The 23,264-nt window shown below is 71.6% G+C and carries 23 protein-coding genes; 18 read left to right on the forward strand and 5 right to left on the reverse strand.

All coding sequences use genetic code 11. The features are described 5' to 3' along the window. From trhO to hisG, 4 genes are all read left to right on the forward strand, one after another. The gene (trhO, locus tag ACWDUD_RS04870) at window positions 1-861 is read left to right on the forward strand and encodes an oxygen-dependent tRNA uridine(34) hydroxylase TrhO (RefSeq protein WP_450108517.1); all 861 of its coding nucleotides are present in this window, start codon (window positions 1-3) and stop codon (window positions 859-861) included. 2 nt (window positions 862-863) lie between these two features. Beyond that, window positions 864-1,751 carry a pseudouridine synthase gene (locus tag ACWDUD_RS04875; protein ID WP_450108518.1) on the forward strand — a complete coding sequence of 296 codons (888 nt, stop codon included), beginning with the start codon at window positions 864-866 and terminating at the stop codon, window positions 1,749-1,751. A gap of 34 nt (window positions 1,752-1,785) precedes the next feature. After that, entirely contained in the window at window positions 1,786-2,067 is a 282-nt protein-coding gene (locus ACWDUD_RS04880; protein WP_197250468.1) for a phosphoribosyl-ATP diphosphatase, read from the forward strand. 80 nt (window positions 2,068-2,147) lie between these two features. Continuing rightward, entirely contained in the window at window positions 2,148-3,011 is an 864-nt protein-coding gene (gene hisG / locus ACWDUD_RS04885; protein ID WP_450108519.1) for an ATP phosphoribosyltransferase, read from the forward strand. An 86-nt stretch (window positions 3,012-3,097) separates the two neighbouring features. Here the strand turns inward: hisG and ACWDUD_RS04890 are convergent, their stop codons facing one another. Continuing rightward, window positions 3,098-3,925, reverse strand: coding sequence for a thioesterase family protein (locus ACWDUD_RS04890; protein WP_450108520.1), 828 nt, complete (start codon window positions 3,923-3,925; stop codon window positions 3,098-3,100). A 195-nt stretch (window positions 3,926-4,120) separates the two neighbouring features. Between ACWDUD_RS04890 and ACWDUD_RS04895 the strand changes: the two genes are divergently transcribed. Beyond that, a complete protein-coding gene (locus ACWDUD_RS04895) occupies window positions 4,121-4,972 on the forward strand; it encodes a tRNA (adenine-N1)-methyltransferase (protein ID WP_450108521.1) in 852 nt (283 codons plus the stop codon). 57 nt (window positions 4,973-5,029) lie between these two features. Here ACWDUD_RS04895 and ACWDUD_RS04900 read toward each other — a convergent pair whose 3' ends face one another. Then, window positions 5,030-5,518 (reverse strand): nuclear transport factor 2 family protein, encoded by a 489-nt coding sequence (locus ACWDUD_RS04900; RefSeq protein ID WP_450108522.1) that lies wholly within the window; start codon window positions 5,516-5,518, stop codon window positions 5,030-5,032. A 195-nt stretch (window positions 5,519-5,713) separates the two neighbouring features. Between ACWDUD_RS04900 and arc the strand changes: the two genes are divergently transcribed. Beyond that, entirely contained in the window at window positions 5,714-7,483 is a 1,770-nt protein-coding gene (arc, locus tag ACWDUD_RS04905) for a proteasome ATPase (RefSeq protein ID WP_450108523.1), read from the forward strand. Between the two features lie 50 nt (window positions 7,484-7,533). Here arc and ACWDUD_RS04910 read toward each other — a convergent pair whose 3' ends face one another. Continuing rightward, window positions 7,534-8,073 (reverse strand): NUDIX domain-containing protein, encoded by a 540-nt coding sequence (locus ACWDUD_RS04910; protein ID WP_197256335.1) that lies wholly within the window; start codon window positions 8,071-8,073, stop codon window positions 7,534-7,536. An 87-nt stretch (window positions 8,074-8,160) separates the two neighbouring features. On the opposite strand from ACWDUD_RS04910, the gene ACWDUD_RS04915 reads away from it, so the two are divergent. From ACWDUD_RS04915 to prcA, 5 genes are all read left to right on the forward strand, one after another. Next, window positions 8,161-8,544: a nitroreductase family deazaflavin-dependent oxidoreductase gene (locus ACWDUD_RS04915; protein WP_450108524.1), complete on the forward strand. Its 384-nt coding sequence runs from the start codon at window positions 8,161-8,163 to the stop codon at window positions 8,542-8,544. 50 nt (window positions 8,545-8,594) lie between these two features. Continuing rightward, window positions 8,595-10,088 carry a depupylase/deamidase Dop gene (dop, locus tag ACWDUD_RS04920; protein WP_248676276.1) on the forward strand — a complete coding sequence of 498 codons (1,494 nt, stop codon included), beginning with the start codon at window positions 8,595-8,597 and terminating at the stop codon, window positions 10,086-10,088. A gap of 153 nt (window positions 10,089-10,241) precedes the next feature. After that, the gene (locus tag ACWDUD_RS04925) at window positions 10,242-10,433 is read left to right on the forward strand and encodes a ubiquitin-like protein Pup (protein WP_059384481.1); all 192 of its coding nucleotides are present in this window, start codon (window positions 10,242-10,244) and stop codon (window positions 10,431-10,433) included. Beyond that, window positions 10,430-11,284, forward strand: coding sequence for a proteasome subunit beta (gene prcB / locus ACWDUD_RS04930; protein WP_450108525.1), 855 nt, complete (start codon window positions 10,430-10,432; stop codon window positions 11,282-11,284). Before ACWDUD_RS04925 ends, prcB begins: the two co-directional genes overlap by 4 nt. Then, window positions 11,281-12,087, forward strand: coding sequence for a proteasome subunit alpha (gene prcA / locus ACWDUD_RS04935; RefSeq protein ID WP_450108526.1), 807 nt, complete (start codon window positions 11,281-11,283; stop codon window positions 12,085-12,087). Before prcB ends, prcA begins: the two co-directional genes overlap by 4 nt. On the opposite strand, the gene ACWDUD_RS04940 is transcribed toward prcA, so the two are convergent. After that, window positions 12,063-13,562 (reverse strand): bifunctional phosphatase PAP2/diacylglycerol kinase family protein, encoded by a 1,500-nt coding sequence (locus ACWDUD_RS04940; protein ID WP_450108574.1) that lies wholly within the window; start codon window positions 13,560-13,562, stop codon window positions 12,063-12,065. The genes prcA and ACWDUD_RS04940 overlap by 25 nt on opposite strands. A gap of 64 nt (window positions 13,563-13,626) precedes the next feature. On the opposite strand from ACWDUD_RS04940, the gene pafA reads away from it, so the two are divergent. The 7 genes from pafA (at window position 13,627) to ACWDUD_RS04975 (ending at window position 22,216) form a co-directional block, all read left to right on the forward strand. Further along, window positions 13,627-14,985: a Pup--protein ligase gene (gene pafA, locus ACWDUD_RS04945; RefSeq protein WP_197256343.1), complete on the forward strand. Its 1,359-nt coding sequence runs from the start codon at window positions 13,627-13,629 to the stop codon at window positions 14,983-14,985. Window positions 14,986-15,073: 88 nt separating this feature from the next. After that, entirely contained in the window at window positions 15,074-16,072 is a 999-nt protein-coding gene (locus ACWDUD_RS04950) for a helix-turn-helix transcriptional regulator (RefSeq protein ID WP_450108527.1), read from the forward strand. Next, window positions 16,069-17,055, forward strand: coding sequence for a helix-turn-helix transcriptional regulator (locus tag ACWDUD_RS04955; RefSeq protein WP_450108528.1), 987 nt, complete (start codon window positions 16,069-16,071; stop codon window positions 17,053-17,055). Before ACWDUD_RS04950 ends, ACWDUD_RS04955 begins: the two co-directional genes overlap by 4 nt. Before the next feature lie 95 nt (window positions 17,056-17,150). Beyond that, window positions 17,151-17,417, forward strand: coding sequence for a Sec-independent protein translocase subunit TatA (gene tatA, locus ACWDUD_RS04960; RefSeq protein ID WP_450108529.1), 267 nt, complete (start codon window positions 17,151-17,153; stop codon window positions 17,415-17,417). Between the two features lie 86 nt (window positions 17,418-17,503). Then, a complete protein-coding gene (gene tatC / locus ACWDUD_RS04965; protein WP_450108530.1) occupies window positions 17,504-18,433 on the forward strand; it encodes a twin-arginine translocase subunit TatC in 930 nt (309 codons plus the stop codon). Continuing rightward, the gene (locus ACWDUD_RS04970; RefSeq protein WP_450108531.1) at window positions 18,430-21,144 is read left to right on the forward strand and encodes a DEAD/DEAH box helicase; all 2,715 of its coding nucleotides are present in this window, start codon (window positions 18,430-18,432) and stop codon (window positions 21,142-21,144) included. Before tatC ends, ACWDUD_RS04970 begins: the two co-directional genes overlap by 4 nt. A gap of 160 nt (window positions 21,145-21,304) precedes the next feature. Beyond that, complete coding sequence (locus ACWDUD_RS04975; protein ID WP_450108532.1) at window positions 21,305-22,216, forward strand: DUF4333 domain-containing protein; 912 nt, start codon at window positions 21,305-21,307, stop codon at window positions 22,214-22,216. A gap of 33 nt (window positions 22,217-22,249) precedes the next feature. Here ACWDUD_RS04975 and ACWDUD_RS04980 read toward each other — a convergent pair whose 3' ends face one another. After that, the gene (locus ACWDUD_RS04980; RefSeq protein WP_450108533.1) at window positions 22,250-23,239 is read right to left on the reverse strand and encodes a 5'-3' exonuclease; all 990 of its coding nucleotides are present in this window, start codon (window positions 23,237-23,239) and stop codon (window positions 22,250-22,252) included. Window positions 23,240-23,264 lie beyond the last annotated feature (25 nt).

A 23,264-nucleotide genomic window follows, 5' to 3' on the forward strand; every position in this document is an offset into this window, starting at 1 on the left:
ATGGCCGTCCCGAAGATCGTGTTGTTCTACAAGTTCACGCCGCTGCCCGATCCGGAGGCGATCCGGTTGTGGCAGCACACGCTCGCGTCGGCGCACAACCTGACCGGGCGCATCCTGATTTCCGAGCACGGCATCAACGGCACCGTCGGCGGGGACATCGCCGATGTGAAGAAGTACGTGCGGGGGTTGCGCAGCTATCCGGCGTTCAAGGACACCGACGTGAAGTGGTCGGACGGCACCGGCACCGATTTTCCGCGGTTGTCGGTGAAGGTGCGTCCCGAGATCGTCACCTTCGGGGTGCCGGACGAGGTGAAGGTCGACGAGCACGGCGTCGTCGGCGGCGGGGAGCACCTGTCGCCGCTGGCCCTGCACGCGTTGATGTCCGAGCGCGGCGACGACGTGGTGTTCTTCGACGGCCGCAACCGGTTCGAGGCGGAGATCGGCCGGTTCCGGGATGCGATCGTGCCGGACGTGGCCACCACCCGCGATTTCGTCGCCGAACTCGACAGCGGCCGCTACGACCACCTCAAGTCGAAGCCGGTGGTCACCTACTGCACCGGTGGGGTGCGGTGCGAGGTGCTGTCGGCGTTGATGCGCAACCGCGGTTTCGACGAGGTGTATCAGCTCGACGGCGGCATCGTCCGCTACGGGGAGACGTTCGGGGACGGCGGCCTGTGGGAGGGCTCGCTGTACGTGTTCGACGGGCGCATGAACGTCGAATTTTCCGACGATGCGGTGACCTTGGGGCGGTGTTCGCTGTGCGAGGCGCCGACCTCGCGGTACCGCAACCATCCGGACGTCAACGGGCGGGCGCAGACGCTGGTGTGCGAGGACTGCGTGCCCGATCCGGTCGGTTCCTGACCGTGCCGGCCGCGCCGCTGCCGATCCGGGACGGGCTCGGCCCGGACCGGGTGCGGATGCCCGCCGGGGCCGCCGCGCGCACCGTCGTCGAATACCTGCATGCCGCGCATCCCGGGGAGGACTGGGCCGGGCGCATCGCGGCCGGGGAACTGGTCGACGAGCACGGCCGCGCCGTGGACGTGCACACCCGCTATCAGCCGACCCGGTTCGTGTACTTCTACCGGGAACCGCCGCCGGAGGTGCCGGTGCCGTTCGCGGTGGACGTGCTGTACCGGGATGCGGGGCTGGTGGTGGTCGACAAGCCGCATTTCCTGGCGACGATCCCGCGGGGCGCGCACATCCGGGAGACGGTGGTGGTGCGGCTGCGCCGGGACCTGGGGTTGCCGGATCTGGTGCCGGTGCACCGGCTGGACCGGATGACCGCGGGGGTGCTGTTGTGCACCGCGGATCCGGCGTTGCGGCGGCCCTATCAGGAGTTGTTCGAGCAGCAGCGGGTCCGCAAGGTGTACGAGGCGATCGCCCCGCACCGGCCCGGGGTGCAGTTCCCGCGGGTGGTGCGCAGCCGCATCCGGAAGCGGCACGGGGAGCTGACCGCCGTCGAGGTGGAGGGGGAACCGAACGCCGAGACCCGCATCGAACTGGTCGAGCGGGCCGGGGACCGGGCCCGGTACCGGTTGTTTCCGCGCACCGGCCGCACCCACCAGCTGCGGCTGCACCTGAATTCGCTGGGGGCACCGATCGTGGGGGACAACTTCTATCCGCAGTTCCGGCGCCGCGCGCCCGACGATTTCACCGATCCGCTGCGGCTGCTGGCGCGCACCCTCGAGTTCGACGATCCGCTGACCGGGCGGCCGCGGCGTTTCGACAGTCGCCGGGTGCTGGATTTCTGACGGGGGACGCCGCGCGCAGGGCATCGGGCCGGTCATGAAACAATGGGCTCCCGTGAAGACCTTCGAATCCCTGTTCGCCGAGCTGTCCGAGCGTGCCGTGACCCGTCCCGAGGGGTCCGGCACCGTTGCCGCGTTGGACGCCGGCGTCCATGCGCAGGGCAAGAAGGTGATCGAGGAGGCCGGCGAGGTGTGGATCGCCGCCGAGTACCAGAGCGACGAGGAGTTGGCCGAGGAGATCTCGCAGCTTCTGTACTGGGTGCAGGTGCTGATGGTGGGGCGCGGTCTGAAGCTCGAGGACGTCTACAAGCATCTGTGATCGTCGATCGATCCCAGCCTGTTTGCCCGCATCGTCCCGCCCCCGTTTGTCGCTGTTTCCCCAGAGAGGCCGAGTCCCGAATGCTGCGCGTCGCCGTTCCCAACAAGGGTTCCCTGTCCGAGTCCGCCGCCGAGATCCTCAGTGAGGCCGGGTACCGGCGTCGCACCGATTCGCGGGATCTGACGGTGCTCGACCCGGTCAACGAGGTCGAGTTCTTCTTCCTGCGTCCGAAGGACATCGCGATCTATGTCGGGTCCGGGGAGCTGGATCTGGGGATCACCGGGCGGGATCTGGCCGGGGATTCCGGTGCGCCGGTGACCGAGCGGTTGTCGCTGGGGTTCGGCCGGTCCTCGTTCCGGTATGCGGCGCCGAAGGGCCGGGACTGGAAGGTGGAGGATCTGGCGGGGCTGCGGATCGCCACGTCGTACCCGAATCTGGTGCGCAAGGATCTCGCGGCGCGGGGGATCGAGGCGACGGTGATCCGGCTCGACGGTGCGGTGGAGATCTCGATTCAGCTCGGGGTCGCGGATGCGATCGCCGATGTGGTCGGGTCGGGTCGCACGCTGCGCCAGCACGAGCTGGTGGCGTTCGGGGAGTCGCTGTGCGAGTCCGAGGGCGTGCTGATCGAGCGGGAGGGCTCGAACCGGGACGACGCGGCCCGCAACCAGTTGATCGCGCGGATCGAGGGTGTGGTGTTCGCGCAGCAGTACGTGATGCTCGACTACGACTGCCCGAAGCACCTGCTGGACGAGGCGGTGAAGGTGACGCCGGGGCTGGAGTCGCCGACGATCTCGCCGCTGGCGAACGATGATTCGGTGGCGGTGCGGGCGATGGTGCCGCGCAAGGGCCACAACGCGGTGATGGATCGGCTCGCCGAGATCGGGGCCCGCGCGATCCTGGCGTCGGATATCCGCTCGTGCCGGGCGATGCGCGGCGTGGACTGACCCCGCCCGCGCGTGTAGACGAAACGCCGCGGCGCCGCCCCCGTATCGGGGGCGGCGCCGCGGCGTTTCTCGGGGTCGGTCGCGGGTCAGCGGGCGCGGACCTGCACGTTCTGCACGATGCGGCCGAGGGGGCCGTGTTCGTCGTGGAGGGATCCGGCGGTCATGCCGACACCGTCGGGGCCGTAGGAGGTTTCGGCGCGGATGCCGGTCCAGTCGCCGGTGGGGGCGCGGAACAGGTGCACGGTCAGTTCGGTGTTGAGGAACAGCCACTTGCCGGGATGCAGCTTCGAGCCGACCCCGTTGGCGACGTCGGCAACGCTGAACAGTTTCTCGAGCCCGGTGGGTTCCTCGCCTTCGACCAGGGCGGTGTCGGTGCGCAGCCACGCCGAGGCGGGGCCGGGGCGGCCGAGCGGGGTGAGCAGCCGCCAGTCGAGGGTCTCGACGTAGCCGTGGTGCCAGAAGTCGCCGTCCGGTTCGGCGGGGGTGGCCTCGGACACCGGCGGCAGCGGTTCGTCGGCGGCGTTCGCGACCTCGGGCAGTTCGACGGTTTCCAGGCGCCACGCGGAGCCGCGCGCCACCGCCCGGTGGGTGCCGTCGGGGCCGGCGGCCCACAGTTCGGCGACGACGAGTTCGATCTTGCGGCCGGGCCGTTCGATCCAGGAGCGGACCTCGAGGTCGGTGAGCGGGACCGGTCCGAGCAGGTCGACGGTGATGCGGGTCAGGCGGGTGCCGGGGCGGGCGCCGCACCGGTCGAGGGCGCGGGCGAGCAGCGCCGACGGGGGCGCCCCGTGCTGCAGGGTGGTGCCCCAGGTGCTGACGGTGCGGTCGGTGGGGCGGAACCACTCGATGTGGACTGCGCTGTCGGTGGTGCCGGCCGGGCCGGTCGTCGGCACGTAGTAGGCCGCGTCGCTCACTTCGGTTCTCTCCTCGGGACTTCGCGGCGGCCGGGGGTGAACCGCCGTCCGACGATGATGACACCGGGTGCCGGAACGAGGCGGCGGTGGGTGGGGTGTGTGCAGCGACGCTCGGGTGACCTGGCAGGCTGTGGGACGGTCCGGCGCAGTGCCCGGGCCGATTCGACAGGCGAGCAGACGAGGGTGGACACGGCGATGGCAGCAGGCGGACTCGGGCGTAGCGGACCGTTCCAGGTCGGTGATCGCGTGCAGTTGACCGACGCCAAGGGCCGCAAGTACACCGTGGTGCTCGAGCCGGGCAAGGAGTTCCACACCCACCGCGGCGGGATCCTGCACGACGATCTGATCGGCACCGACGAGGGCGTGGTGGTGACCTCCACCAACGGCACCCCGTACCTGGCGTTGCGGCCGCTGCTGGTGGACTACGTGATGTCGATGCCGCGCGGGGCGCAGGTGATCTACCCGAAGGACGCCGCGCAGATCGTGCAGGAGGGCGACATCTTCCCGGGGGCGAGGGTGCTCGAGGCGGGCGCCGGGTCCGGGGCGTTGACGTGTTCGCTGCTGCGGGCGGTCGGGTCCACCGGCCGGGTGATCTCGTACGAGGTGCGCGAGGACCATCTCGAGCACGCCGAGCGGAACGTGGCCACGTTCTTCGGGGAGCGCCCGGAGAACTGGACGACGCAGCTGGCGGATCTGGCGGACTACGACGTGGAGACCCACGGGCGGGTCGATCGGGTGGTGCTGGACATGCTGGCGCCGTGGGATGTGCTCGAGACGGTGAAGAAGGCGCTGGTGCCCGGTGGGGTGCTCATCGTCTACGTGGCGACGACGACGCAGCTGTCGCGGGTGGTGGAGGCGCTGCGGGAGCAGACCTGCTGGACCGAGCCGCGGTCGTGGGAGTCGATGGTGCGCGGCTGGCACGTGGTGGGGTTGGCGGTGCGTCCGGAGCATCGGATGCAGGGGCACACCGCGTTCCTGGTCAGTGCCCGCCGGTTGCAGGACGGGGTGGAGACCCCGAAGCCGCAGCGCCGCCCCAGCAAGGGCTGAGCGTCCCCACCGGGGTGGTGCCGTGGCCCGGTGCGTCCGGGCCCCGGCGTGCCGGTGTCAGCTGCAGGGCAGGTGGCCCATCTCGAAGATCGAGCAGACGCTCTCGTCGGCGATGACCCATTGGCCGTCGACCTGTTCGAAGGTCAGCGGCATGGGGGCGCCCCCGTGCGGGCCGGCGACCTCGGTGGTGGCGGTGACGGTGTCCTCGTCCACGGCGGCGACCTCGCCGACGGTGCCGGTGAGCGGGTAGCCCGCGAGCACCCCGTTGAACTGCTCGAGCACGGCGGTGCGGTCCGCACCGTTCTCGACGACGGCGGCCTTGGCGTCGACCGGGGCGGCCGGGTCGAAGAAGGTGTTCACCTGCTGCTGCAGGACCTCGGCGGTGACCGCGGCGTCCGCGGCCGCGGCGCTCGTGGTGGCACCGGTGGCGGCGCCCGACGTGGTGGCCGAGGCGGTCTCGGTGGAGTCGTCGTCGCTGCTGCACGCGGTGAGGGCGGCGAGGGCGGCGGCGGTGGCCGCGGCGGCGGCGAGCTTGCGGATGGTCACGGAGGACACCTTTCGTGTGAACCGTCGGAACAGAAACCAAAAGATAGGTAAGGCTAACATCGTGGGCGCGGGTGGTTCCGGCCCCGGCGGTGTGAGTGCGGCGACACATGTTCGGAACACGGCTGTTTCGTGTCCCCCCGCACATCGGCCCGACTGCCGGTAGCGTGGAAACACCCACAGTGGAGGGAGTCGCACATGTCAGAGAACCCGGATTCGGTTGCCGCCCGTGAGATCGACGAACTGCGAACCGAGGTCGCCGCGTTGCGACGCCGGCTCGCCGAGCCGTCCGACCAGGTACGCGACCTCGAGGCACGCCTCGACTCCCTGACGGTCCGCAACGGCAAGTTGATGGAAACGCTCAAGGAGGCCCGCCAGCAGCTGATCACCCTCCGGGAGGAGGTGGACCGGCTCGGGCAGCCACCGAGCGGCTACGGGGTGCTGCTGAGCACCTTCGAGGACCAGACCGTGGACGTGTTCACGTCGGGCCGCAAGATGCGGGTGGCGGTGTCGCCGAATCTCGACACCACGGATTTCGAACCCGGACAGTCGGTGCGGCTGAACGAGGCGCTCACCGTCGTCGAGGTCGGCGGTTTCGAACGCGTGGGGGAGATCACCGCGCTGCGGGAACTGCTCGACGACGGCACCCGCGCTCTGGTCGTCGGGCACGCCGACGAGGAACGCGTGGTGTGGCTGGCCGCGCCGCTCGCCGCGGCCGCCGCGCGCACCCTGGACCCGGGGAACGCGGACCTCGCCGACACCGACGACAACTTCAAGCTGCGCCCCGGCGATTCGCTGCTGGTCGACAGCAAGGCCGGGTACGCGTTCGAACGCATCCCGAAGGCGGAGGTCGAGGACCTCGTCCTCGAGGAGGTCCCGGACGTCGACTACGGCGACATCGGTGGCCTGGGCCGGCAGATCGAGCAGATCCGCGACGCGGTGGAGCTGCCGTTCCTGCACAAGGACCTGTTCCGCGAGTACGCGCTGCGTCCCCCCAAGGGCGTGCTGCTGTACGGGCCGCCCGGCTGCGGCAAGACGCTGATCGCCAAGGCGGTCGCCAATTCGCTGGCGAAGAAGATCGCCGAGGCCCGCGGGCAGGATTCGAAGGAAGCCAAGTCGTACTTCCTCAACATCAAGGGCCCGGAGCTGCTGAACAAGTTCGTCGGCGAGACCGAACGGCACATCCGGATGATCTTCCAGCGGGCCCGGGAGAAGGCGTCCGAGGGCACCCCGGTGATCGTGTTCTTCGACGAGATGGACTCGATCTTCCGGACCCGCGGCTCGGGCGTGTCCTCCGACGTGGAAACCACCGTGGTGCCGCAGCTGCTGTCGGAGATCGACGGTGTCGAGGGTCTCGAGAACGTCATCGTCATCGGCGCCTCCAACCGTGAGGACATGATCGATCCGGCGATCCTGCGGCCCGGCCGCCTGGACGTGAAGATCAAGATCGAACGTCCGGATGCGGAAGCGGCGCTGGACATCTTCTCGAAGTACCTGACCGAGGCGCTGCCGGTGCACGCCGACGATCTCGCCGAGTTCGGCGGCGACCGCGGCGCGTGTGTGCGGGCGATGATCGAGCGGGTCGTCGACCGGATGTACGCCGAGTCGGAGGAGAACCGGTTCCTGGAGGTGACCTACGCCAACGGCGACAAGGAGGTCCTGTACTTCAAGGACTTCAACTCCGGCGCGATGATCCAGAACATCGTCGACCGCGGCAAGAAGTACGCGATCAAGTCGGTGCTCGAGACCGGCGCCCCGGGTCTGCGGGTGCAGCATCTGCTCGATTCGATCGTCGACGAGTTCGCCGAGAACGAGGACCTGCCCAACACCACCAACCCGGACGACTGGGCCCGGATCTCCGGGAAGAAGGGGGAGCGGATCGTCTACATCCGCACCCTGGTCACCGGCAAGAACGCCAGCACCAGCCGGGCCATCGACACCGAGTCGAACACCGGCCAGTACCTGTAGCGGCGTGAACCGACGGGGTGGGCCGGGAGGGTGTCTTCCGGCCCACCCCGTCACGGCTGCAGCAGGTCCGCCAGCAGCACCCGGCTGTCCGGCACGAACGGCCACGCCGGGTCCCGCACATGCGCGCGCAGCTCGTCGAGGGTCCACCACCAGCCCGCGGCGATCTCGCTGTCCTGGTGCCGCACCTCCCCGCCCCAGCAGGTTTCGAACGCCCACAGGTGACACCGCAGGGGATGGCCGCGCCAGCTGCCGTCCCACGAGGCCTCGGCCAGCGGCGTCAGATCCACTCCGGTCACGCCGAGTTCCTCGGCCAACTCCCGGCGGGCCGCCTCGATCGGGGTTTCCCCGGCGTCGATGACCCCCCCGGCGAGACAGTCGTGGTGCGCCGCGAACACCGTCTTGGTGGTGGAACGGCGGTGCACGTAGACGCGGGTGCGGTCCGGGGAACGCAGCAGCACCCCGGCGCTGCCGTGCCACAGCCCCTGCGCATACACCTGCGAACGCGGGGCCTGCCCGGTGCAGCGGCCGGCGTCGTCGTACACGGCGACGAGTTCGTCGGAGCCGCGCTCGAACCAGGGTGTCGCATCCATTGGGATCATGCTGCCACCCGGGCCCGGACGACGGCCGGGCGGCGTAGCGTCGAGGCGGTGCGCCCGGCCCACCCGGAGGGAGCCCCGATGCCGCTGCCCGCCACCCTGGCCCGGTTCAACCGGGTCGTCACCAACCGTCTGCTGCGGCCACTGGCGGCGCACCTGCCGTACATGGCGGTCGTCGAGCACCGCGGCCGCCGTTCCGGGCGGCTCTACCGCACCCCGGTCAACGTCTTCGTCGACGGCGACCGGTACCGGTTCGCGCTGACCTACGGCACCGACGTGGACTGGCTGCGCAACGTGCGGGCCGCCGGCGGCTGCACCGTGATCACGCGCGGCCGCGCCGTGCCGGTGGCCGACCCGCGGCTGGGCCACGACCCGCACGCGGCGTGGGCGCCGCCGCCGGTGCGCTGGGTGCTCACCACGATCGGGGCCCACCACTACCTGGACTGCACCGCCGTGGCCGGGTGATCGGGGCCGCCGCACTCCCGCCGCGGCGGTGATCACCTAGTCTCGATGCCATGCAGCGGATCATCGGTATCGAGGTCGAGTACGGGATCTCTTCACCCAACGAACCCACGGCGAACCCGATCCTGACCTCCACCCAGGCGGTGCTGGCCTACGCGGCGGCCGAGGGGGTGCCGCGCGCCAAGCGCACCCGGTGGGACTACGAGGTGGAATCGCCGCTGCGGGACGCCCGCGGCTTCGACCTGGGCCGCTTCAACGGGCCGGCCCCGATCATCGACGCCGACGAGGTCGGCGCCGCCAACATGATCCTCACCAACGGGGCGCGGCTGTACGTCGACCACGCGCATCCGGAGTATTCGGCGCCGGAGGTCGCGGACCCGCTGGACGCGGTGATCTGGGACAAGGCCGGCGAACGCGTGATGGAGGCCGCGGCGCGGCACGCGTCCAGCGTGCCGGGGGCACCGCGGCTGCAGTTGTACAAGAACAACGTCGACGGCAAGGGCGCCTCCTACGGCACCCACGAGAACTACCTGATGTCGCGGGACACCCCGTTCTCGGCGGTGGTGGCGGGCCTGACCCCGTTCTTCGCGTCCCGGCAGGTGATCTGCGGGTCCGGCCGGGTCGGGATCGGGCAGTCCGGGGACGAGGCCGGGTTCCAGCTCTCGCAGCGCGCCGACTACATCGAGGTCGAGGTGGGGCTCGAGACCACCCTCAAGCGCGGCATCATCAACACCCGCGACGAGCCGCACGCCGACGCCGACAAGTACCGGCGGCTGCACGTGATCATCGGCGACGCGAACCTGGCGGAGATGGCCACCTACCTGAAGGTGGGCAGCACCGCGCTGGTGCTGGACCTGATCGAGGCCGGTGTCGACCTGTCCGATCTGCAGCTGGCGCGGCCGGTGACCGCGGTGCACCACATCAGCCACGACCCGACGCTGCGCAAGACGGTGGCGCTGGTCGACGGGCGGGAGCTGACCGGGCTGGCGTTGCAGCGGATCTACCACGAGCGGGCCGCCGAGTTCCACGACGGCACCGAGGACAAGCGGGTCCTCGACATCCTCGACAAGTGGGCGATGGTGCTCGACCTGCTCGAACGCGACCCGATGGAATGCGCGGACCTGCTGGACTGGCCGGCGAAGCTGCGGCTGCTGGAGGGTTTCCGCAACCGGGAAGGGCTGGCGTGGTCCGCGCCGCGGCTGCACATGGTGGATCTGCAGTACTCCGACGTGCGCCTGGACAAGGGCCTGTACAACCGGCTGGTGGCCCGCGGGTCGATGCAGCGGCTGGTCACCGAGCAGCAGGTGCTCGACGCGGTGCACACCCCGCCGGCGGACACCCGGGCGTTCTTCCGCGGGGAGTGCCTGCGCCGGTTCGGCGCGGACATCGCCGCGGCCAGCTGGGATTCGGTGATCTTCGATCTCGGCGGGGAGTCGCTGGTGCGGATCCCGACGCTCGAACCGCTGCGCGGCAGCCGCGCGCACGTCGGGGCGTTGCTCGAGTCGGTGGAGTCGGCGGCCGAGCTGGTGGACCAGTTGACGCACTGACCGGGGTGCGTGCGCGCCGACACACGGGCGCGCCGCACCACAAGTCGCACTCGGTACCGGGTCGGCTCGGTAGGGTGGAGTTCTGAGCAGGATGGTGGCCCGTCCGGTCGTCGACCGGAGCCGGACACCCCAGTGATCGAGGAGGTCGCGGCTATGGCGCAGGAGCAGACCACACGCGGCGGTGGTGGCGACGACGACGAGGTCGTCGGCGACGGTGGTGCCGGTCAGGAACGGCGCGAGAAGCTGGCGTCGGAAACCGACGATCTTCTCGACGAGATCGACGACGTGCTCGAGGAGAACGCCGAGGACTTCGTGCGGGCCTATGTGCAGAAGGGCGGCCAGTGACAACGGATCGTTCGTCCCTTCCCTATCGCGAGGTGCAGCCCCGGCTGCACCTCGCGTCTGAGATGTCGTCGTTCACCGAGCATCTGCGGATGCACGCCCCGGAGTTGCTGCCGGAGAACCGGTTCGCCGGTCGGCTCGGGACGCTCGGCGAGATCGCCCCGCACGGCACGACGATCGTGGCGGTGACCTTCGACGGTGGGGTGCTGCTCGCCGGTGACCGGCGCGCCACGATGGGCAGCCTCATCGCGAGCCGCGACGTGGACAAGGTGCACATCACCGACGACTACTCCGCGGCCGGCATCGCCGGGACCGCGGGCCTGGCCGTGGAGATGGTGCGGCTGTTCGCGGTCGAGCTCGAGCACTACGAGAAGATCGAGGGTGTGCCGTTGACGTTCGACGGCAAGGCCAACCGGCTGTCCTCGATGGTGCGCGGCAACCTCGGCGCGGCCATGCAGGGTCTGGCCGTGGTGCCGCTGCTGGTCGGGTTCGATCTCGACGCCATCGATTCGCACCGCGCCGGCCGCATCGTCTCGTACGACGTGGTCGGCGGCCGGTACGAGGAACGCGCCGGCTATCACGCCGTCGGGTCCGGGTCGTTGTTCGCCAAGTCGTCGCTGAAGAAGCTGTTCCGGGCGGACGCGGACGAGCAGTACGCGCTGCGCACCGCGGTGGAGGCGCTGTACGACGCGGCCGACGACGACAGCGGCACCGGCGGCCCCGACACCACCCGCGGCATCTATCCGACCGCCGCGGTGATCACCGCGTCCGGGGCGACGATGGTGCCCGAGGCGACATTGTCCGAACTGGCCCGCGCGATCGTGGCCGACCGCACCGCAGGAGGTGGGCAGTGACGCTGCCGTACTATGCGTCCGCCGAGCAGATCATGCGCGATCGCTCGGAGCTGGCCCGCAAGGGCATCGGCCGCGGCCGCAGCGTGATCGCCCTGATCTACGCGGACGGGGTGCTGTTCGTCGCGGAGAACCCGTCGAAGGCGCTGCACAAGATCAGCGAACTGTACGACCGGGTGGGTTTCGCGGCGGTCGGCAAGTACAACGAGTTCGAGAGCCTGCGCCGCTCCGGGATCATGCACGCGGACATGCGCGGCTACGCGTACGACCGGCGGGACGTGACGGGCCGGTCGCTGGCGAACGCGTTCGCCTCCACCCTCGGGTCGATCTTCACCGACCAGCCCAAGCCGTACGAGGTGGAGATCTGCGTGGCCGAGGTGGGCCGGTCCGACACCGAGGACGCGCCGCAGCTGTACCGGATCACCTACGACGGGTCGATCGTCGACGAACCGCAGTTCGTGGTGATGGGCGGCACCACCGAGCCGATCGCGACCGCGCTGCGCGAGGCCTATCGGCCCGGTCTCGAGCTCGATGCCGCGGTCGCGGTGGCGGTGACGGCGCTGCAGCGCGGCACCGGCTCGGAGGCGACGCCGCGGACCCTGGGCATCGGGGAACTCGAGGTCGCGGTGCTCGAGAAGCCCCGGCCGCGCCGCGCGTTCCGGCGGATCACCGGCGCCGCGTTGGAGGCGATGCTGCCGACCACCGGCGACGGCGCCGCCGCGGCGGACACCCCGGAGACGGCGGAGACGCCGGGCACCGACACCGACACCGGCACCGCCGGTCAGGACGGGTCGGGCAGCCGGTAGAGCGTCAATGCCGCGGGGGCACTGCGGAATTCGAAGACGGTGCCGTCGGTGACGACCTCGCCGTCGGTGGCCAGCGCCACCGGGGGCCCGTCGATCCGCACCGACACCGCGGCCACGTTCTGCTGCGTGTAGGTGGGGGACCGGTCCAGGCTGCCGGTGACCACCGCGGTGAGCAGCCGCAGCCGGGACCAGCGCCGGTCCGCCCGCAGGTACCGCAGATCGAGGGTGCCGCCGGTCAGCGCCGGCCGGGACATCGGGACCCGATCGGTCGGGGTGTACCGGCCGTTGCCGACGAACAGCAGCCACAGCGCCATCTCGGTGCCGTCGATCCGCACCGTCAGCGGTGACGCGGTCGCCAGCACCCGCGTCATCGCCGCCGCCGCGGCCGGCCACTTGCCGATGCGCGGTTCCCAGCGTTCTCGCAGCCGCACCGAATCGGGGTAGCCGCCGAGACTGGCGGTGTTGACGAAGGTGTACTCGGTGCCGCCGTCGCCGGTGGCGGTGCCGGTGCCGGGGGCGTCGGGGACGGTGACCCGCCCGAGGTCGATGCGGACGGCGTGCCCGCCGGCGACGGCGCGGATGGTGTCGCCCGGTTCGGCGGCGCCGGCGTCGCGCGCGAAGTGGTTGAGGGTGCCGCCGGGGAACACCGCCAGCGGCAGACCCGCGGCGACTGCGGCCGCCGCGACCGCGACGACGGTGCCGTCGCCGCCGTCGACGCCGAGCGCCACCGGATGGTGCTCGGTGATCAACCGGTCCAGTTCGGCGGCGAGGTCCTCGCCGGTGGGCAGCGTGACGATGCGCGCCTCGGGCAGCGCCGCCCGCAGGTCCTCGTGGTCGCTGTCGTCGGGTCCGGAGCCGGGATTGACGACGACCAGCAGCCCGCGGCCGGTGGGCAACGCCGGGGCCTCCACCGCGGTCCCGGCGACCGCGGGTTCGTCGACGCGCACCGCCCACCAGCGGCGGGTGCCGAGCGCGACCGCGGCCCCGGCGGCGGCGCCGACGAGCACGTCGGTGGGCCAGTGCACCCCGGTGTGCACCCGCGAATAGGCGACCGCGGCGGCCAGCGGCGCCACCACCGCGGCGGTGGCGGGGGATTCGAGCGCCACCCCGGTGACGAACGCGGCGGCGGAGGCGGAGTGCCCGGACGGGAACGACGACGAGGTGGGCATGGGCACGGTGCGGCGCCGGAAGTGCGGTTCGACGCGGGCCGGGGGGCGGCGGCGCGGCAGCAGCGGCTTGAGGACCCCGTTGGCGAGGGCGCTGGCGCCGGCCACCGACAGCAGCCCGCGGACCACGGCGCGGCGGGGGGTGCCGCCGACGGCGATGCCCACCGCGGCGCACCCCATCCACAGCACGCTGTGGTCGGCGAGGCGGCTGAGAATCCGCAGCGCCGGGTCCGCGGGGGACGGGCGCAGCGCGCCGCTGCGTTCGAACAGGACACGGTCTGCGCGGCTGTACCGGGCGGCATCGAACATCACAGGTTGACCGTAGATGCCGTTGCAGCCGATGGTCGGTTGTTCGGAGCGGTACTGTCGAAGTGTGCAGCGACGAATCATGGGTATCGAGACGGAGTTCGGCGTCACGTGTACCTTCCACGGGCATCGCCGACTGAGCCCCGACGAGGTGGCGCGCTACCTGTTCCGCCGGGTGGTGTCGTGGGGCCGCAGCTCCAATGTGTTCCTGCGCAACGGGGCGCGGTTGTACCTGGACGTGGGGTCGCACCCGGAGTACGCGACCGCCGAGTGCGACGACCTGTTGCAGCTCGTCGAGCACGACCACGCCGGGGAACGGGTCCTCGAGGATCTGCTCGTCGACGCCGAGCAGCGGCTCGCCGAGGAGGGCATCGGCGGCGACATCTACCTGTTCAAGAACAACACCGACTCGGCCGGCAACTCGTACGGCTGCCACGAGAACTATCTGGTGGCGCGGGTGGGGGAGTTCTCCCGCATCTCCGACGTGCTGCTGCCGTTCCTGGTGACCCGGCAGCTGATCTGCGGCGCCGGGAAGGTGCTGCAGACCCCGAAGGCGGCGACGTTCTGCCTGTCGCAGCGCGCCGAGCACATCTGGGAGGGCGTCTCCTCGGCGACCACCCGGTCCCGGCCCATCATCAACACCCGCGACGAACCGCACGCCGACGCCGAGAAGTACCGGCGGCTGCACGTGATCGTCGGTGACTCGAACATGTCCGAGACCACCACCATGCTCAAGGTGGGGTCGGCGTCGCTGGTGCTCGAGATGATCGAGGCCGGGGTCGCGTTCCGGGACTTCGCGCTGGACAACCCGATCCGCGCGATCCGGGAGGTCAGCCACGACCTGACCGGGCGGCGCCCGGTGCGGCTGGCCGGGGGTCGGCAGGCCAGCGCCCTGGACATCCAGCGCGAATACCACGCGCGGGCGGTGGACTATCTGCGCAGCCGGGAACCGGACCCGCACGTGGCGCAGGTCGTCGACCTGTGGGGCCGGGTGCTCGATGCGGTCGAGTCGCAGGACTTCGCGAAGGTCGACACCGAGGTCGACTGGGTGATCAAGCGCAAGCTGTTCCAGCGCTACCAGGACCGCTACGGCATGGAACTGTCGGACCCGAAGATCGCCCAGCTCGACCTGGCGTACCACGACATCAAACGCGGCCGCGGCGTGTTCGATCTGCTGCAGCGCAAGGGGCTCGCCGCGCGCGCCACCGACGACGAGGCCGTCGACGCGGCCGTGAACACCCCGCCGCAGACCACCCGCGCGAAGCTGCGCGGCGACTTCATCGCGGCGGCGCAGGCCGCGGGCCGGGACTTCACCGTCGACTGGGTGCACCTCAAGCTCAACGACCAGGCGCAGCGCACCGTGCTGTGCAAGGACCCGTTCCGGTCCGTCGACGAACGCGTGGAGCGGCTGATCGCCTCGATGTAGAACATCGCGTCACGGAGATCATCGCCGGCAGGCGTGTCGCGCGACCACGCCTGCGGACGGCCGCGGGCGGGACACTAGGCTTGCGGGCGTGGCGATCTCGAAAGTCGAACGGCTGGTCAACCTGGTCATCGCGTTGCTGTCCACACGCCAGTTCCTGACGGCGGAGAAGATCCGGGCGTCCGTCGCCGGCTACGCGGACTCGGCGAGCGACGAAGCGTTCAGCCGCATGTTCGAGCGCGACAAGAACGAACTGCGCGACCTGGGCATCCCGCTGGAGACGGGCATGCCGTCGCGGTACTCCACCGTCGAGGGCTATCGCATCAACCGGGACGCCTACGAGCTGCCCGACATCGAGCTGACCAGCGCGGAAACCGCGGCGGTCGCGGTCGCGGCGGCGCTGTGGTCGTCGCCGGAGCTGACGTCGGCGGCGCAGAGCGCGTTGCTGAAGCTGCGGGCGGCCGGGGTGCAGGTCGACGCCGATCCGACCGGCACCGTGACCTCGCTGCCGGCCCGGGCCCGCGGCTCCGAACCGGCGCTGGGCGCGCTGCTCGCCGCGATCGACGCACGCCGCGCCGTGCAGTTCGACCACCGCGCGTCCCCCACGGACCCGTGGACGCGGCGCACCGTCGAACCGTGGGGCATCGTCACCGTGCACGGCCGCTGGTATCTGGTCGGGCACGACCGCGACCGCGACGCCACCCGCACCTTCCGGCTCTCCCGCATCGGCGACGAGGTCACCGCGGTCGGTCCCGCCGGTGCCGTCACCATCCCGGCGGGGGTGGATCTGCGGGCGCGGGTGCTCGAGGCCACCAGCACCGGCGATGTCACCGGCGCCGCCCGGGTGTGGGTGCCGGACGGGCGGGCCGCCGAGCTGCGCCGGCTCGGCACCGAAACCGCACGCCGCCGGATCGGGGACCGCGACGGCACGGTGCTCGAGGTGCCGGTGCGGTCGTGGAGCTGGATCGCGCGGGTGATCGCCGGGCAGGGCGCCGATGCCCTGGTCCTGGCGCCGAGCGAGCTGCGGGAGCAGGTGCGGGCCATCCTGACCCGGGTGGTCGCCGGCACGGCCGTGGAGGGGGAACGGTGAGCACACGACTGTCGGAGCGGCTGACGCGGCTGCTCAATCTGGTGCCGTATTTCACGGCGAACCCGGGGATCAGCGCGGCCGAGGCGGCCCGCGACCTGGGGGTCACGCCGAAACAGATCATGGACGATCTGAACCAGCTGTGGGTGTGCGGTCTGCCCGGGTACGGGCCCGGGGATCTGATCGACCTGTCGCTGTCGGAGGACAGCATCGTGGTCACCTTCACCGCCGGCATCGACCGGCCGCTGCGGCTGACCTCCACGGAGGCGACGGCGCTGCTGGTGGCGTTGCGGTCGCTGCTGGAGATGCCCGGGGTGGTCGATCCGTCGGCGGCGCAGGGCGCCATCGCGAAGATCGAGGCGGCCGCCGGCAGCGCCGCCGCCGACCGCGACACCCCGGTGCCGGTGTCCGACGATCCGGTCGCGGCGACCGTGCGGGCCGCGGTGCACCGCGGCCGGGCCCTGCACCTGACCTACTATTCGGCGTCCCGGGACACCGTCTCGGAGCGGGACGTGGACCCGATCCGGGTGGTGCTCATCGACGAGCACACCTATCTGCAGGCGTGGTGCCGCACCGCGGAGGGGGTGCGGTTGTTCCGGTTCGACCGGATCGATGCGGCCGAGGAACTGCCGGAACCGGCCCGGCCGCCGGTCGCGGTCGACGAGGAGGACAGCTTCGAGTTGTTCGCCGGGGATCCGACGCTGCCGGCCGCGCGGTTGCGGATCGATCCCGGCTACAGCTGGCTGATCGACTACTACCCGCTCACCGAGGTGCAGCTGCAGCCGGACGGGTCGTGCACCGCGGTGCTGCGGTTCGCGTCTCCGGAGTGGATGACGCGGCTGGCGGTCGGGCTCGGCGGCGGGGTGACGGTGCTGGGGCCGCCGGAGCTCGTGGCGGCGGTGCGGGCCCGCGCCGCGGCCGCGTTGGAGGCGTACGACACACTGCCGCTCGACGAACCCGCAGCCGGGCGTGTAACGGAGCTGTGAACCCTGCGCGAACTCCCGGTCAAACGGCTGTGGGCCGGGATCGGGCGTGTTCGGGTCCGGTAGCATCGGCAGCACACCATCTGTGGAGGTAGATAATGGGTGCAATGAGCCCGTGGCACTGGGCCATCGTCGCGATCGTCGTCGTCATCCTGTTCGGCTCGAAGAAGCTTCCGGACGCCGCGCGCGGTCTCGGCCGGTCGCTGCGCATCTTCAAGAGCGAGGTCAAGGAGATGCAGAACGACGACGCCCGTCCGGCGCCGCCGCAGCAGGCTCCGAACTCGCTGCCCGCCGGTCAGCCCCCCGCCCAGTCCGTGGACGCGACCGTCACCGACCCGACGCAGACCCACCCGCGGTCGGCCTGACCATCGACCACCCCACCGGGGCATCCGCGACGGGTGCCCCGGTCCTCCGCTGATCCGGGGGCTTCGACAGGAGCTGAGAACCGCACGTGCGCATCCCGTTCGATCCGCGCCGCAGCCGGCGCAAGACCAATCCCGACGGCACCATGTCGCTGGTCGAACATCTGTACGAACTGCGCACCCGTCTGCTGATCGCGCTCGCCGCGGTGCTGGTCACCACCGTCCTCGGGTTCGTCTGGTACAGCCGCAACCTGTTCGGCCTGCCCAGCCTCGGCTCGATCCTGCTCGACCCCTACTGCTCGCTGCCGGCGTCCTCGCGCGCCGACATCAGCGCCGACGGCGGCTGTCACCTGCTCGCCACCGGCCCGTTCGAACAGTTCATGCTGCGACTGAAGGTCGCCGCGACCGCCGGCGTCGTGATGGCCTGCCCGATCTGGCTGTACCAGCTGTGGGCGTTCATCACCCCCGGCCTGTACGCGAAGGAACGCCGCTACGCCATCGGGTTCGTCGTCTCCGGCGCCGCGCTGTTCGTCACCGGCGCGGTGCTGGCGTACCTGGTCGTCACCCACGCCCTGTCGTTCCTGCTCACCGTCGGCAACGACGTGCAGGTCACCGCCCTGTCCGGATCCGAATACTTCGGATTCATGATCAACCTGCTGGTCATCTTCGGGGTGTCCTTCGAGATCCCGCTGGTGATCGTCGCGCTCAACGCCGTCGGGGTGCTGTCCTACGCCAAGCTCAAGTCCTGGCGACGGGGCCTGATCATGGCGATGTTCGTGTTCGCGGCCGTCGCGACCCCCGGCCAGGATCCGTTCTCGATGATCGCGCTGGCCGCGGCGCTGACGCTGCTGCTCGAGATCGCCATCCAGATCGCCCGGATCAACGACAAGCGCCGCGCCCGCCGCGACCGCGAGGACGGCTGGGCCGATCTCGACGACGACGAGAGCTCCCCGATCGCCGCGCCCACCCCGGTCGAGCGCCCCACCCCGACGCACCCCGACTACTCCGACACGCTGTGACCGATCAGCCGGCCCCGGCCGCCACGCCCGATCGGCTCACCGCCTTCGCCGCGGCGCTGCCGTTCCCCCTCGACCCGTTCCAGGTGCAGGCCTGCCACGCCCTCGACGGCGGCCACTCGGTGCTGGTGTGCGCGCCCACCGGCGCCGGGAAGACCGTGGTCGGGGAGTTCGCGGTGTACCTGGCGTTGCACGGCGGCGGCAAGTGCTTCTACACCACCCCGATCAAGGCGCTGAGCAACCAGAAGTACGCGGACCTGTGCGCCCGCCACGGCAAGGACGCGGTCGGGTTGCTCACCGGCGACCAGTCGATCAACCCGAACGCGCCGGTGGTGGTGATGACCACCGAAGTGCTGCGCAACATGATCTACGCGTCCTCGACCAGCCTCATCGGGCTGACCTACGTGGTGATGGACGAGGTGCACTTCCTCGCCGACCGGTTCCGCGGCGCCGTGTGGGAAGAGGTCATCCTGCACCTGCCCGAGGACGTCCGGCTGGTCAGCCTGTCCGCGACCGTGTCCAACGCCGAGGAGTTCGGGGACTGGATCACCACCGTGCGCGGCGACACCACCGTCGTCGTCGACGAGGTGCGGCCGATCCCGCTGCACCAGCACATGATGGTCGGCCCCCGCATCTACGACCTGTTCGACCGGCGCGCCCACCCCGACGACGGCGGCCGCCGCAGCGTCGTGGTCAACCCCGAACTGCTCTCGCAGGTGCGCCGCCGGCTGACGCTCGACCGCGCCGACGCCTGGGACCGGGGCCGCGGCCCCGGCGCCTTCCGGCCGCTCCCACGACCCGAGGTCATCTCCCGCCTGGACCGCGAGGGGCTGCTCCCGGCGATCACCTTCGTCTTCAGCCGTGCCGGCTGCGACGCCGCGGTCGCCCAGTGCCTGCGCGGCGGCATCCGGCTCACCTCCGACGAGGAAGCCGCCCGGATCCGGGCGATCGTCGACGAACACACCCGCGACCTGCCGCGCGCCGACCTCGAGGTGCTCGGCTTCTCGCAGTGGCGCCTCGCCCTCGAACGCGGCATCGCCGCGCACCACGCGGGCATGCTGCCCGCGTTCCGGCACACCGTCGAGGACCTGTTCGTGCGCGGGCTGGTGCGGGCGGTGTTCGCCACCGAAACCCTCGCGCTCGGCATCAACATGCCGGCCCGCACCGTCGTCCTCGAACGCCTGGTCAAGTACAACGGGGAAACCCACGCCGAACTGACCCCCGGCGAGTACACGCAGCTCACCGGCCGGGCCGGGCGGCGCGGCATCGACGTCGAGGGGCACGCGGTGGTGCTGTGGCAGCCCGGGGTGGAACCGGCCGCCGTCGCCGGGCTCGCCTCCACCCGCACCTTCCCGCTGCGCAGCTCGTTCCGCCCGTCCTACAACATGGCCGTCAACCTCATCGACGCGGTCGGGATCACCCGGTCGCGGGCCCTGCTGGAGATGTCGTTCGCCCAGTTCCAGGCCGACAAGTCGGTGGTGGGCCTGACCCGCGGCATCGAACGCAACGAGGCGGCCCTGGCGGAGCTGCGGGACCGGCTCGGCGGCGACGACAGCGACATCCTCGACTACCTGCGGCTGCGGGCGCAGCTGACCGACCTGGAGCGGGCCCGGGAACGGCAGGGCCGGCAGGACCGGCGGCGGGCGGCCGTCGAATCGCTGCTGGCGTTGCGGCGCGGCGACATCGTCGCGGTGCCCGGCGGGCGCCGCGCGGGACTGGCCGTGGTGATCGAACCCGACCAGAGCGTGGACGAGCCGCGCCCGCTGGTGGTCACCGCCGACGCCTGGTCCGGCCGGTTGTCGGCCGCGGACTTCCCGGCGCCCGCGCAGGTGGTGGGCCGGTTGCGGTTGCCGCGGCACGTCAACCACCGCACCGGGCGGGGACGGCGCGATCTCGCGTCGTCGCTGCGGTCGACGGGCATCCCGGTGCCGCGCCGCCCGAAGCGCACCAAGACCGGCGGCGCCACCCGGGAGATCGACGCGTTGCGGCGCCGGCTGCGGCAGCACCCGGCCCGCAAGGACCCCGAACTGGAGAAGCTCGCCCGGGTCGGGGACCGCTACAACCGGCTGGCGCGGGAACTGGCCCAGCAGCGGCAGAAGGTCGCGGCGACGACGAACTCGCTGGCCCGTACGTTCGAGCGGATCGTCGCGCTGCTCACCGAACGCGGCTACCTGACCGCCGGACCGGACCCGGAGACCACCGAGGCGGGGGAGCGGCTGGCCCGCATCTACGGCGAGGCCGATCTGCTCGTCGCCGAATGCCTGCGCAAGCGGGTGTGGGCGGGGTTGTCCCCGGCGGAGCTCGCCGCGGTGGTGTCGGCGGTGGTGTACGAGTCGCGGATCGAAGGCGGCGGCGAGGTGATGCGCGGCCCGACCGAACCGGTGCGCCGCGCGCTCGCCGAGACCGTGCGGTTGTGCGACGGGCTGCGCGCCGACGAGGTGCGGCACAAGCTGCCGCCGACGCGCGAACCGGATCTCGGGTTCGTCGCGGCGCTGTACACGTGGGTGAACACCCAGTCGCTGGCCGAGGCGCTGCTCGCCGCCGGGGGCGGCAGCCGGGACCTGTCGGCCGGCGATTTCGTGCGCTGGTGCCGGCAGGTGATCGATCTGCTCGATCAGATCCGCACGTGCGCGCAGGACCCGGAGATCGTGAAGACGGCGGGTCGGGCCGTCGCCGCGATCCGGCGCGGGGTCGTCGACGTGGACGCGGTGTGATCGCCCCGGCGGGGTGATTGCCTGGGCGGCAGGGCGTTGCGGTTCGGCTCGGCGGACACCGTCACGGCCGGATGTGGTTTGATTCGCGCTGCGGCACGGCTTCCACGCGGTGGATGGGCGCGAAGTGGATCAACGAAGTGAAGGTGAGTGGGAGGCGACGATGAGCGGGCCGAACGAACCCCAGGACCAGTCCGGAAACGCGGCCGGTCAGGAACCGACCCAGCAGTGGGCGCGCCCCGGCAGCGCCGCCCCGGGTGCGGAGCCGACGCAGGCGTTCGACGCCTCGTCCGCCGGTCACTCGCCCGCCGGGCAGGCCCCGCAGTGGGGCCCGCAGCCCGGTCCGGGTGGGGCCGCCGGTGCGCAGGGCGGTCAGGCTCAGCCGCAGTGGGGCCAGACCGGCCAGGCGTGGGGCCAGCAGCCGGCGCCCGGACAGCAGCCGTGGGGTCAGCCGGCCGCCGCCGCACCCCAGTGGGGTCAGCAGCCCGCCCAGCCCCAGCAGCAGTGGGGGCAACCGCACCCGCAACCGGGTCAGCAGTGGGGGCAGGGCGCTCCCGCCGCCGGCCAGCAGTGGGGACAACCGCAGCAGCAGTGGGGAACGGCGCAGCCGCAGTGGGGACAGCCCCCGCAGCCCGGTCAGCAGCCGCAGTGGGGACAGCCCGCGGCCGGTCAGCAGCCCTGGGGCCAGCCGCAACCGGGCCAACCCCAGCCGGGTCAGCAGCCGCAGTGGGCGCCGGCCCAGGCCGGTCAGCAGCCACCGAAGTCGAAGAAGCCGCTGATCCTCGGTCTCGGGGCGCTGGCCCTGGTGCTGATCCTCGCGATCGTCGGGGTCCTCGTCGCCACCTCCCTCGGGTCGAAGACCCTCGATTCCGCGGCCGCCGAGGCCGGGGTCGCGAAGGTGCTGACCCAGTCCTACGGCGCCACCGCCGTCGACGACGTGTCCTGCCCCGACGGCCAGAAGGTCGAGGCGGGCAACAGCTTCGAATGCACCGTCACCGTCGACGGGCAGCATCGTTCGGTCACCCTGACCTTCACCGACGACGAGGGCACCTACGAGGTCAGCCGCCCCAACTGACCGGCCCCAAACCGATCGGAGCGGACGGTCCGGTCAGCCCGCGGCCGCGGCCAGTGCCGTGGTCAGCGTCGTGACGGACCGTCCGATCCCGAGCGTGTCGGCCAGCGCCGCCAGCGCCGGCGCGTCGACGGGCGCCGCGGGCAGGGTGTCGGCACCGGACAGCTGCACCGGGGCGTCGCGCGCGACCCGCACCACGGGCAGTGCCGCATCCAGATAGTCTGCGGCCGCGGCGAGTTTGGCGCGCATGCCCTTGGCCATGCCCGATTCCGGATCGGCCGCGGACGCCCGCATCCCGTCGAGCGATCCGTACAGCAGCAGCAGGCCCGACGCGGTCTTCTCGCCGATGCCCTTGACGCCGGGCAGCCCGTCGGACGGGTCGCCGCGCAGCAACGCCAGTTCGGCGTAGGCGGCGCCGGCCCGCTCGGCGGGCACCCCGTACCGGTCGGCGACCTCGGTGGGCCCGAACAGTTCGGCCTTCGCCAGTCCGCGCCCGGCGTAGAGCACCCGCACCGGGACCGGGTCGTCGGCGACGACCTGCAGCAGGTCGCGGTCGCCGCTGACCACGACGACCGGGTCGGTGGTTTCCCGGGCGGCGAGGGTGCCGAGCACGTCGTCGGCCTCGAACCCGGCGGCGCCGCCGGTGGCGATTCCGGCGGCGGCCAGCACGTCCAGGATCATCGGTACCTGCGGGGTCAGGGTGTCGGGAACCTCCTCGACGGTGCCGTCCGAGCCGGCCGCGACCCGGTGCGCCTTGTAACTGGGCACCGCCGCGACCCGGAACGCCGGACGCCAGTCCAGGTCCAGGCACACCACGAGCCGGTGCGGCCGGTACCGGGTGATCAGCGAGGCCAGCATGTCGGTGAAGCCGCGCACCGCGTTGACGGGACGCCCGTCGGGGGCGGTGATCGAGTCGGGCAGCGCATAGTAGGCGCGGAACCACAGGCTCGCCCCGTCGAGCAGCAGCAGCGGGCGCCGCCCGGTGTCGCCGTCCGGGGCCGTCACAGGAGTCGTCACGGTCCACATCCTGCCATCCCCGACTCGCACTACG

Source organism: Rhodococcus sp. NPDC003382, from assembly GCF_053589135.1.